The organism is Natronolimnobius baerhuensis, from assembly GCF_002177135.1.
GTDB classification, from domain to species: Archaea; Halobacteriota; Halobacteria; order Halobacteriales; family Natrialbaceae; genus Natronolimnobius; species Natronolimnobius baerhuensis.
In genome coordinates this window covers 1,182,018-1,193,209 of record NZ_MWPH01000001.1, presented here as the reverse complement: position 1 = coordinate 1,193,209, position 11,192 = coordinate 1,182,018, and the positions used below count along the sequence as shown (strand labels likewise).

Genomic DNA, 11,192 nt, shown 5'->3' with positions numbered 1-11,192 from the left:
CGATTTTTTGCGCGCTTGATCTCACTGTGAGTCACTCGAGAAACTGCCTTGAGAGCGCATGCACTAGCACGACCCTGCTCGAGGGTGTCTGGGAACTATAGTGATGTCACTCCATACCACAATCGTTGAGGCGTTGTCGCTGGTGCTCTATCACGGCTACGACGGCACTGAGGGGCTGACCGGTTTTCCGAACATTGGGACCTGGATCATCTTCGGTGTCGTCCTCGTGCCGATCTACGTCATGATCATTGCGTGGTTCGCTGGCGTTCCACGCGATACGAAACTCGGCGGGATGGGTGTTGTCTACCTCATTGGGATCACGGCGGGGATGTGGGTTCCAATGTTCTTCCTAACGGTGCTCATCGGTATCGTTTTCTTCGGCGGCGCACCGGAGCCAATCGGATCAGCCGGGCCACCATAGCGACGGGTGGCTTCATCACCACCTCTCGCAGCGTCAGTTGCGGCCCCGAACCATCACACGTATCCCCGTCGGTCTCTTTCAGTGCACTAACTCCTATCGACGCACCATGAGTATCACAGAACACGAACTCAAGATCAAACTCGAGGACGTCGAGGACCCCGATATCGGCGAGGACATTATCTCGCTCGGTCTGGTCAACGATGTCACGATTGACGACGAAACCGCCCGCATTTCACTTGCCTTTAACGCCCCATACGCACCTTCCGAAATGGAACTGGGCAACCAGATCCGGGAACTCTGTGACGAGGTCGGCCTCGAGGCTGACCTGCGCGCCCACGTCGGCCAAGAACACGGCTTCGACGACGAGGTCCTCCCGCGCGTGCGAAACGTCATCGCCGTCGCCTCCGGAAAAGGTGGCGTCGGGAAGACGACAGTTGCAGCGAATATTGCTGCCGGCCTCGAGAAACGCGGTGCAATGGTCGGCCTCCTAGACGCGGACATTCACGGCCCGAACGTCCCGAAAATCCTGCCGGTCGAGAGCGACCCTGGCGTGACACCCGATGAGGACATCGTCCCGCCGCGCTCGGACGGCGTCCGGATCATCAGCATGGGCTTCATGATGGAAGAAGAGGACGACCCCGCAATCCTGCGCGGCCCGATGGTCAACAAGTTCATGATGAAGTTCTTAGATGGCGTCGAGTGGGGCCGTCTTGATTACCTCATCGTCGACCTGCCGCCGGGGACCGGCGACGCAACGTTGAATCTGCTGCAGTCGATGCCTGTCACGGGTGCTGTCGTCGTCACGACACCCCAGGAGATGGCCCTCGAGGATACCCGCAAGGGGATTCAGATGTTCAACAAGCACGACACGCCAGTACTCGGCGTCGTCGAGAACATGAGTTCGTTCGTCTGTCCGTCCTGTGGCGACCAACACGGTCTGTTCGGGACCGAAGGCGCAGATACCATTGTCGACAACTACGACGTGCCACTGCTCGGTCGCATCCCGATCCATCCTGATTTCGGTGCCGACGGCAGCAAAGGGCCAATCGTCAAAGACGACGACAGCCCAGTCCAGGAACACGTCGAGGACGTCGTCGCCGAAGCCTCCGACCGCATCGGCGAGGCAAACCGCCGCACGGTCAACGAACACACCTCGGATACGCCGGATAGCACGCTTCCGACCGAAACTGAAGACTGATTCTCTGCGTCTCTTCCGTTACTCGAGCGTACTCCAAACAACTCCTTCGCGATAAATGGGACTGCAGCGAAGCGTACGATAGCACCAGTAACTGATCCGACGCAGTCGATTACTCGGCCGCCGGGGTTGTCGGCTCGTCCTCGAGCAACGACGCGATGTACTTGTCGACGTGGTCGTCCATCCGGCGCTTGTAGCCCGCCTGTCGCGCGAGTCGGTCGATTTCGCGGGCGACGAGACTACCGTACTGGACGGCCTTTTTGTCTCGCATCGCAACGTCGTCAGGGAGATACCGCGAGGCGACCTGTCGGAACCCGCGTTTGCGAGTTTCTTCGTCGGCCAATAGATCGTCCGGCAGCCGTAACGCGGCGTCGACGACGGCATCGTGGAGCAGCGGAGCAACGGGCTCGAGTCCCGTTGCCCGAATCGCCAGCACGTCACGCGGCAGTTGCTCGGACAGGCTCTGAATCTGCTCGCGGACCGCGCCGCGGGTCGTCTCAGCGTCGACGCGGTGGTCGAGGCGAACGACCTTTTCGTACCCGCCAAAGAGTTCGTCCGCGCCTTGCCCGACCGCGAGCGCGTCGAAGCCGTCTGCGGCGACGCGCTCGCCGACGAGATACAGCGGGAGGGCGATCTGGATGTCCATCGCGTTCGTCCGCCCCGTCGCGCGGACGATTTTGGGCACCGCGCGCTCGAGGTCTGCGGGCTCGAGGTCGACAACCGTCAGGTCTCGACCCATCGCCTCGGCAGCGGTGCGGGCGGCCTCGATGTCGTGACTATCCGGAAAGCCGACGACGTACAGCGGTGCATCGAGAAGTTCAGCGACGAGTGCGGAATCGACGCCGCCCGAGAAGGCAACGGCGATGTCGCGTTCAGCCGCTGTTGCAGCGCTGTGTGCCGTTTGAATCGCGTCGTCGAGGTCCTCGAGTGCGGTCGCCTGATCCGAAACCGGTTCGGGGGTGGGAAGCGTCCAGTGGCGGTCGACCGTCGGTGTGTCCGCCGACGCAGTCGCGTCGGTTCCCTCGAGTGCGGTCCCTGCTGGAACTGCAATCGGCTCTTCGAGTGTGGCAGGTTCGAACGCCCATCGTGGCTCGGTCGGTTCGGCGCGCTCGAGAAATAGCGGTTCGCGCCCGAGGACGTCGCGGACGAGTTGCCCGTCAAGTTCGCCTGCGAAGCCGGCGGTTCCGGGCAGCGGATCGACACGCTCGAGAGCATCACGAACGATTTCCTCGCTCGCGCCGCGAAGCGTCATTGCCACACCCCCGGCATACCGTTTCTGAGACGCCGCGTGACGCCGCCGGCGAACTGCCGGACGCTGATATGCCACGGTGTTCGTTTGCCTTCGACCGAGGTTTTTCCCTCGCGAATCGCCTCGAGAATCGCCTCGGCGCTTCGTTCGTCGGCGTCAACGCGAGTGACTGCCTGGCCGACCATTTCGCTGATGTGGGCGTCGCTGCCGGCAGTCCGTGGGAGGTCGTGTGACTGTGCGAATCGGTCGGCTTGCCGGTTCGCACGGCCGGTTAGCAGTCGAGAGTTGTACACTTCGATTGCGTCGCCTTTCGCGAGTTGTTTGCGCGAAATTCGGCCCATAACGCCATGTCGGGACTCCTGAAACGGGTGTGGAATAATCGCAATCCCGCCTTGCTCGCGAATCGCCTCGAGCGTCGTTTCGTAGGACAGCCCTGGTGGAATAGCGCGCTCGACGCCCAGTCCGAGGATATGGCCGGCCTTGCTCGAGATTTCGATTGCCGGGATACCCACGAGTCCATACTCGGGGGCGCGTTCTGCGGCCTCGAGGCTGGCATCAATCTCATCGTGATCGGTCACCGCAATCGCATCGAGGCCGATGGCCTCGGCTTGCTCTAAGATGAGCGACACCGGGTCGCGGCCGTCGTACGATAGCGACGAGTGAGCGTGGAGTTCGACCGACAGCACGCGTGGTAGTTCGGGCAGCGTGATCAAAAGCACCCCGGTCCCGGTTGCCACTGTCGTCGGTGGGGGGCATCAAGCCAGAACGCTTGAGGGGCTTCACTCGAGAACAGAGCTATGAACTCGGTGACGAGCAGGCTCCCCGGCGGCGACCGTCCGACCAGTCGGACGAGACTGTTCGGCTCGCTCTGTACGCTGGTCTTTCTCGTCAATCTCGGCCGGCTCATCTATGCGCCACTGCTCGAGCCGCTGCGGGACGTCTTTGGGGTTGGGCCGGCGGCCGTTGGCTTGCTCGCGACGCTGGCCTGGGTTGGGTCGACACTGCCTCGGCTGCCGACCGGCTACTTGCTCACCAAGTATCCGCGCCACACCATCGTCCTCTGGAGTGGCATCATCATGACGGGGTCATCGATAGTCGCGGCCGCATCGGTCTCACTCGAGATGCTCTACGTCGGTGCGTTGCTCATGGGCGTCGCGAGCGGTGTTTACTTCGTGTCGGCGAACCCGCTCGTGAGCGAACTCTTTCCGGAACGTGTCGGTCGGATGATCGGCATTCACGGTATCGCCGCACAGTTTGCCGCAGTGATCGCGCCCGCGTTCGTCGGCATCGTGCTGGCGATTACACTGTGGCCGCTTGCCGGCTGGCGAGTGATCTTTCTGGCAATCGGATTCGTCTCGCTGTGCTCGACGGTCGTTTTCTACGTACTCGCAAAGCGGGCGACGTTGCCCGACGCTGGAGCGGCCGACCGGAACCTTCGGGCTGCGTTGTTAGCGAACTGGCGACTTATCGTGACGGCGGTCGCACTGGTTGGCTTCATCGGCCTCGTCTGGAACGGCGTGTTCAATCTCTATGCGACGTATCTGGTCGACTCGAAGGGACTCTCTGATGGCGTCGCACTCACGCTGTTGACCGTCATGTTCGCCACCGGACTGCCGGCGTTCTGGATCATGGGGTCGCTCGCGGATCGATTGCCGTTTATTCCGCTCTTGCTCGCGATCACCGCCGCGTTCGCCGGGACCCTGTATGCACTCACGATTGTCCAGTCGCTTGCGGGCGTCATCGCCGTCAGTGCAATCATGGGCTTTGTCATCCACAGTCTCTTTCCCGTCTCGGATACGTACGTCCTTGCGTCGCTTTCTGATGCCCACCGTGGAAGTGCGTATGCCATCTTCAGCGCGACCATGATGCCACTCCACGCTGTCGGCCCGTTTGCCGTCGGCTGGCTCGTCGAGCAGGGGCTCACGTTCGACGAGGTGTTTCGCGGCCTCGTCGTCGGACTCGTTCTCACCATCGTCGGCTTCATCGTACTGTTCTCACTCGGAGCCGTGCCATCCGACTCGAGTGAGAGTAACCAATCCTGAGACGGGATATTGTCTCGTTGTCATGTGATGCACGAACGTGCACATAGAAACCCATTTACCGACCGGCTTTCATCACTGAAGTGAATGAGTCTTGCCGATTCGGACCGCGAACTCGTCGTCGAGGAACTGGGGCGAGAGCCGACCCCGGCGGAGGCGGCGCTGTTCGAGAACCTCTGGAGCGAACACTGTGCGTACCGCTCCTCGAGACCGTTGCTGTCGGCGTTCGAGAGCGAGGGCGAGCAGGTCGTCATCGGACCAGGTGACGACGCCGCAGTCGTCGCATTGCCCGACAGCGATGGGGACGAGGACACCTACATCACGATGGGAATCGAGAGCCACAACCACCCCTCCTACGTGGATCCCTTCGACGGGGCTGCGACGGGCGTTGGCGGCATCGTCCGTGACACGCTCTCGATGGGGGCATACCCGATTGCACTCGCCGATTCGCTGTACTTCGGCGGGTTCGACCGCGAGCACTCGAAGTACCTCTTCGAGGGCGTCGTCGAGGGAATCAGCCACTACGGCAACTGTATCGGCGTTCCGACTGTGGCGGGCAGCGTTGACTTCCACGACGACTACGAGGGCAATCCGCTCGTCAACGTCGCCTGCGTCGGCCTGACCGACGAAGAGCGACTCGTCACCGCGGTCGCACAGGAACCGGGGAACAAACTCGTTCTCGTCGGTAACGCGACGGGCCGCGACGGCCTCGGCGGCGCGAGTTTCGCGAGCGAGGACCTCGCAGAGGACGCCGAAACTGAAGACCGCCCCGCGGTCCAGGTCGGCGACCCCTACGCCGAGAAACTGCTCATCGAAGCCAACGAGCAACTCATCGAGGAACAACTCATCGAATCCGCCCGCGACCTCGGCGCGGCCGGGCTGGGCGGTGCCTCGAGCGAACTCGTCGCCAAAGGTGGCCTCGGCGCACACATCGAACTCGAGCGCGTCCACCAGCGCGAACCGAACATGAACGCTCTCGAGATTCTACTCGCCGAATCTCAGGAGCGGATGTGCTACGAGGTCGCCCCCGAGAACGTCGACCGCGTGGCCGACATCGCCGAGCGATTCGATTTGGGCTGTTCGGTCATCGGCGAAGTGACTGACGGGAACTATACGTGCACGTTCGACGGTGAACCCGTCGTCGACGTCGACGCGCACTTCCTCGGCGAGGGCGCGCCGATGAACGACCTCCCCGCCGATGAGCCGGACCAGCCAGAACCCGACCTTCCCGACGCTGACCTCGAGTCGGCGTTCGAAACCATCGTCTCGAGTCCGAACACGGCCTCGAAGCGCTGGGTCTACCGACAGTACGACCACGAGGTCGGCATTCGAACGAGCGTCGGTCCCGGCGACGATGCCGCGATCATTGCTGTCCGAGAAGCCGAGACGGGGCTGGCGATTTCATCGGGTGCTGCACCGAACTGGACCGCCACCGCACCGTACGAGGGCGCACAGGCGATTGCCCTCGAGAACGCGACGAACGTCGCCGTGAAAGGGGCAACGCCACTTGCGGCAGTCGACTGTCTCAACGGCGGCAACCCCGAGAAACCCGACGTCTACGGCGGGTTCAAAGCAATCGTCGATGGACTGGCCGACATGTGTGCCACACTCGAGGCACCCGTCGTTGGCGGGAACGTCTCGCTGTACAACGACTCCGTCTCCGGACCGATTCCGCCAACGCCGACGCTCGCACTCGTCGGGACGAAAGCCGGCTACGACGCGCCACCGCTTGCGGTCGAGTCCGACAGCGAGTCGTCTCTGTTGCTCGTCGGTGACCTCGGCCTCGAGTTCGAGTCATTCGCACTCGGTGGGTCCGAGTACCTCGGCCAACACGATGGAAGTGACGTCTTCCCCACGCTGCCCGAGGAGCCAGCCGCACTCATCGAGACGATTGCGACGGTCGCAGACGACGACGCGACGCTTGCGACCCACGACGTGAGCCACGGCGGACTCGCCGTTGCGCTCGCAGAGATGGTCACCGAGACGGCTGGCCTCGAGGTCAGCCTCTCGACTGCCGACCCTGCTGGCGCATTGTTCCACGAACAGCCGGGTCGCATCCTGATTCAGACGACCGCACCCGATGCGGTTCGCGAGGCGTTCGATGGCGTTGCGCCGGTCGTCGACCTTGGCTCGGCGACGACGGACGGCCGCCTCGAGATTACGGTCGGCGAGCAGACGCTCGAGACCGAGGCTGCGACGATTAGTGACCTACGCGAGACGATTTCGAGCGAACTCGAGTGATTTGGTAGTCAGTCGTGGGGTCCTCACTCGCGGCAACTATTGCATCTTCTCTCGGATCCCGATATGTTAAAATACCCCGAGAACCACTGCTCACAATAACGACCCTGGAGGCCTCTAGTCGATGGATACCGAGTTGTCGTCAGTGCTTATTGTCGAGGACGAACCCGACCTCGCGAATCTGTATACCGCGTGGCTCGAGAGCGAGTACAACGTCTGTACAGCCTACGATGGGTCTGAGGCACTCGATGCAATCGACGAGACGGTCGACGTCGTCCTGTTGGATCGGCGGATGCCGGAACTTTCCGGGGACACTGTGCTCGAGACGATTCGAGAACGCGACCTCGACTGTCGCGTCGCAATGGTCACTGCGGTCGAACCCGATTTCGATATTATCGGTATGGGATTCGACGACTATCTCGTCAAGCCCGTCTCGAAAGCCGAACTTCATCACGTTATCGAGCAGTTGCTGTTGCGTTCGACGTACGACGAGCAGTTGCGAACGCTGTTTGCACTCGCCTCGAAGAAGGCGTTACTTGACGGCGAGAAAAACGAGGCTGAGCTTGCAGCCAGCCGCGAGTACGACGAACTCGAGGATCGACTCGCCGTGTTGCGCACGCGCGTCGATGAGACGGTTGCGGCGGTTCTCGAGGGTGGCGACGCACGCCAACTCTCGCAAGATATCGCCAGTAGTGGATCCGAGGAGTAGCTATGGATTTTTGTCGTCGACCAACTCGAGTGTCATCACGTTTTTGATGTCGATCTGTGTGCCATCGTCTAGGCCGCACTCGATTGCGACCTGCCAGTCGTGTGCATCGGCGATGGCTTTGACGAGTGCCAATCCAAGTCCGTTTCGTGCCGTTTCGTTGTCCGGAAACGCAGGATCGAACACGCGGTCGTGGGCCTCGGCGTAGCTCTCAGCGGCATCGTCTCGCAGGAAAAAACCACGCGAGCGAGCGTCTTCGTTCTCGACGCCGACCACATCGATCCAGACTGTTACCTCGCTCTCGCTGTCGGCATCGCTTCGCGCTGCGATGTCGTTAAACGCCGCCTCGAGCAGTGAGATGAATCGGTCAGTATCCGCTCTGAGCGTTGCTGCTTGCTCGATGATGATGTTCTCCGTGGTGAGTTGTGAGCCGTGGGCTGCCTCGCTGACAGCCTGCTCGAGGTGGATTCGGCTCCGGGTTCGGACTGCAGAGGCGTTTCGGGCGAACTCCCGAACGTCGTCAATGAGCCGTTCAGCCCGGTCCAGCGTCGTGCCGACGGATTCCTCTGCGAGGGGGAACTGCCATGAGTCATCGGCCGGGTCGTCCTCGAGTGTACCCGCAACGTCCTCGAGTTGCTGTTGCAGGTCGTTCGAGAGGACGTCTGCAACCCGTTCGAGGCGTTCTGTCTGGCGCTCGAGTTCGACGCTTCGTTCGCGGAGGATGCGTTCGCGGTCTGCGCGGTCGAGTGCTGCACGGGTGTTTTCAACGAGTGTCGAGACGAGGTCGACATCTGTTTCGTCGAAGCGGTTTGCTTCGAACGACCCAGTCATGAGAACCCCGTGGGTACCGATTGGTGCGATAATTTCCGACCGTATCGGTGTGTCGGGGTTATAGAGGTCGTCTTTGGCCTCGAGGTCGTCGAATCGCTCGACGCCGCCGGCTTCGAAGACGTCCCAGACGAGTCCTTGGCCCGGATTGAATCGGGGGAGACCACCGAACTCGTCGTGTGCGTCCGCGGTTCCCGCGACAGGCTCGAGATAGCCCTGTTCTTCCTCAAGGAGCCACGCGCCACTGATCGGCAGGTTCAACAGATCGCTGCCGGCGTGGACGGCGACTGCACAGATTTCCTCGGGGTCATCGGAGTCGAGTAGCCAGCGGGTGACTTCGTGGAGCGAGGTTGCGACGCGTTCGTACTCGTACTGGTCGGTGATATCCCGGACAACACAGGCGACGGTCGCCGTTTTGTCTTCGACTGGGACGAACCGTAACTCGCTCATCCGTTCGATGCCGTCCGCGTCAGTGAGTGACGCCTCGAGCGTGCGCGTCTCGGTCGCACCGGTGTCGATATCCGTAATTGCGCGGCCCATCTCGAGGGCCTGTTCGTCCGCAATGTCTGCTAGTTCGGTGAGGATTTCGACGTGGGAACCGACGAGTTCCGCGCGGGACGTTCCGAGCAGGTCCTCGAGTGCGCTGTTGACGGAGACGATTCGCCGGTCCTGACTCAGTGTGAGGACGCCGTCGCTGATCGCTTCGACGACGGCCGCGTGCTGGGCGAGGGCGGTCTCCTGTTGCTTTCGCTCGGTAACGTCGCGCATGTACACCGACAGGCCGGTTTCGGAGGGGTAGGCCCGCGCTTCGAACCACGTCTCGAGACGGGTGTGATAGACCTCGAACGAGACGGGGACCTGTTTGTCCATCGCCTGGTGGAAGCCGTCGGGGAACTGCGTTTCGACGGTTTCGGGGAACTCATCCCACATGACTCGGCCGATGAGTTCCGACCGGGAGCGCTTGAGCAGTGACTGTGCGCGCGTGTTGAGATACGTAAACCGAAAGTCGGTATCGAGTGCAAAGAACGCATCCGTAATTCGGTCGAGCGCGGGAATCGAGCGCCGACTCACGTCGCATCACCTGAGCGGAAACGACGCTGCACTGTCAGTGCGTCGGGAGACGCTACTATGTGCGCCAGTATCGCCATCGGCTGACCGAGCTCGAGAGACATAGAATCGCGTTACCCGTACTTTGGGAACCGCGTATTTCAGTGTCGCGGCCGAGTGTCGGCGGACCTATAGTGCTTACTGGACGCAATCGTCGCTACTCAGAACCGATCACTGAGATAGACATCCGTCTCGGGGAACAGGGCTGTCAGCGTCTCGAGCGTGGCCGTGTCCGCCTCGAGGCGACCGGTTCGCTCGAGTTCAGATGCACCGCGAGCGCCGACGACGAGTTGGGAGAGCGCGCCGATGTCGATTCGGGCGACTGCGTTGCCGGCTGCTGATGCAGTCGATTGGGACGAGTCGATTCGCTCGCAAACGCCCTCGCCGTCGGTCACGGAGAGCGTGAACTGGCCGGCGTTCCACTCGGCTGCGTCGTCTGCGACGGCGAGTGTGAGTTGTGCCTCGAGAGCAGGATAGGAAAGCGCCGAAAGCGTTTTTTCGACGTCGACGATCCGAACCATCGGGCCGGTTTCGACCGTCGTTTCGATCTCGTCCGGTTCGGCCGCAATCTCAAGTAGTGGGACTTGCTCAGGGACGCGGAGTCGAACCCGGTCGACCTGCGAGTCGTGGGTGTGACAGAACGACAGCAATGCGAGCAGGTCGTCGTATGTCTCGAATCCGAGTTCGGAGACGTCCATCGTCCGCTCGTTGTGATCGTCGTTCGCCTCGACCGTGTAGATGAGATAGCCACGGACGGCCCCATCGCGCTCGTAGGCATAGATGTACGGATCGGTGTCGAAGTTCTCGAGCAGCCGATAGCGCCACCAGTCGTCCGAGCGCTCGAGCGTGAGTGCATATCGCTCAGCAAACGAGTCATAGGCCGACTCGAGGCGTTCGTAGTCGTCAGCGTCGAGACGTGTGAACGATCCCTCGCGGTCAGTTGCAGCCGCGGCGAACGCGAGCGTTTCGGGATCACACTCGTGGGTGACAATCGTGTTGCTCGTGTCCCAGCCGAACTGCCGATAGAAGGCGTAGCGAAACGGCCACAGCACCGCGAATCGACAGCCACGTTCGCGATACTCCTCGAGTGAGTGCTCGAGCAGTTGACCGACGTAGCCCTGTCGGCGATACTCCGGTGGGGTTGCAACAGCCGCGAGTCCGGCAGTCGGATGCAAGTCTCCGCGCACACGGGCGGTGAGCCAGTAGTGTCGACAGACTGCGCGTGGCTCGCTGGCGTCCGCGTCGGCATCCGGGTAGATCCCGCGCGGTGAGCCAAGCAGCGCTCGCGGCGTGTCGTGCTCGTCGGAGTCGTACGGTGTCGGCCCCAGTTCAGGAACGAACGCGTAGGTGCGATACTCGTGAAACACACCCCGCTCGTCGGGGATCTGCCGATAGTCAGCCATACACAC

General features: G+C 61.9%; 9 protein-coding genes. 5 read left to right on the top strand and 4 right to left on the bottom strand.

What is annotated here, in order from left to right:
• Window positions 1-103: 103 nt before the first annotated feature.
• Both B2G88_RS05720 and B2G88_RS05715 read left to right on the top strand, forming a co-directional pair.
• Window positions 104-421 carry a hypothetical protein gene (locus B2G88_RS05720; protein WP_054863358.1) on the top strand — a complete coding sequence of 106 codons (318 nt, stop codon included), beginning with the start codon at window positions 104-106 and terminating at the stop codon, window positions 419-421.
• Between the two features lie 106 nt (window positions 422-527).
• On the top strand, window positions 528-1,619 hold the full coding sequence (locus B2G88_RS05715; protein WP_087714210.1) for an Mrp/NBP35 family ATP-binding protein: 1,092 nt from the start codon (window positions 528-530) through the stop codon (window positions 1,617-1,619).
• Window positions 1,620-1,728: 109 nt separating this feature from the next.
• Here B2G88_RS05715 and B2G88_RS05710 read toward each other — a convergent pair whose 3' ends face one another.
• Together B2G88_RS05710 and B2G88_RS05705 are read right to left on the bottom strand one after the other, a co-directional pair.
• Entirely contained in the window at window positions 1,729-2,868 is a 1,140-nt protein-coding gene (locus tag B2G88_RS05710) for an asparagine synthase C-terminal domain-containing protein (protein WP_087714209.1), read from the bottom strand.
• The gene (locus tag B2G88_RS05705; RefSeq protein WP_087714304.1) at window positions 2,865-3,551 is read right to left on the bottom strand and encodes a PHP domain-containing protein; all 687 of its coding nucleotides are present in this window, start codon (window positions 3,549-3,551) and stop codon (window positions 2,865-2,867) included. Before B2G88_RS05705 ends, B2G88_RS05710 begins: the two co-directional genes overlap by 4 nt.
• Before the next feature lie 111 nt (window positions 3,552-3,662).
• On the opposite strand from B2G88_RS05705, the gene B2G88_RS05700 reads away from it, so the two are divergent.
• The 3 genes from B2G88_RS05700 to B2G88_RS05690 all read left to right on the top strand — a co-directional run bounded on the left by B2G88_RS05700 (window position 3,663) and on the right by B2G88_RS05690 (window position 7,851).
• The gene (locus tag B2G88_RS05700) at window positions 3,663-4,907 is read left to right on the top strand and encodes an MFS transporter (RefSeq protein WP_087714208.1); all 1,245 of its coding nucleotides are present in this window, start codon (window positions 3,663-3,665) and stop codon (window positions 4,905-4,907) included.
• Window positions 4,908-4,991: 84 nt separating this feature from the next.
• Window positions 4,992-7,145 carry a phosphoribosylformylglycinamidine synthase subunit PurL gene (gene purL / locus B2G88_RS05695; RefSeq protein WP_087714207.1) on the top strand — a complete coding sequence of 718 codons (2,154 nt, stop codon included), beginning with the start codon at window positions 4,992-4,994 and terminating at the stop codon, window positions 7,143-7,145.
• A 121-nt stretch (window positions 7,146-7,266) separates the two neighbouring features.
• Complete coding sequence (locus B2G88_RS05690) at window positions 7,267-7,851, top strand: response regulator transcription factor (protein ID WP_087714206.1); 585 nt, start codon at window positions 7,267-7,269, stop codon at window positions 7,849-7,851.
• Here the strand turns inward: B2G88_RS05690 and B2G88_RS05685 are convergent, their stop codons facing one another.
• Both B2G88_RS05685 and B2G88_RS05680 read right to left on the bottom strand, forming a co-directional pair.
• The gene (locus tag B2G88_RS05685; protein WP_087714205.1) at window positions 7,852-9,747 is read right to left on the bottom strand and encodes a PAS domain-containing sensor histidine kinase; all 1,896 of its coding nucleotides are present in this window, start codon (window positions 9,745-9,747) and stop codon (window positions 7,852-7,854) included.
• A gap of 197 nt (window positions 9,748-9,944) precedes the next feature.
• Window positions 9,945-11,186, bottom strand: coding sequence for a GNAT family N-acetyltransferase (locus B2G88_RS05680; protein ID WP_087714204.1), 1,242 nt, complete (start codon window positions 11,184-11,186; stop codon window positions 9,945-9,947).
• Window positions 11,187-11,192: the final 6 nt, after the last annotated feature.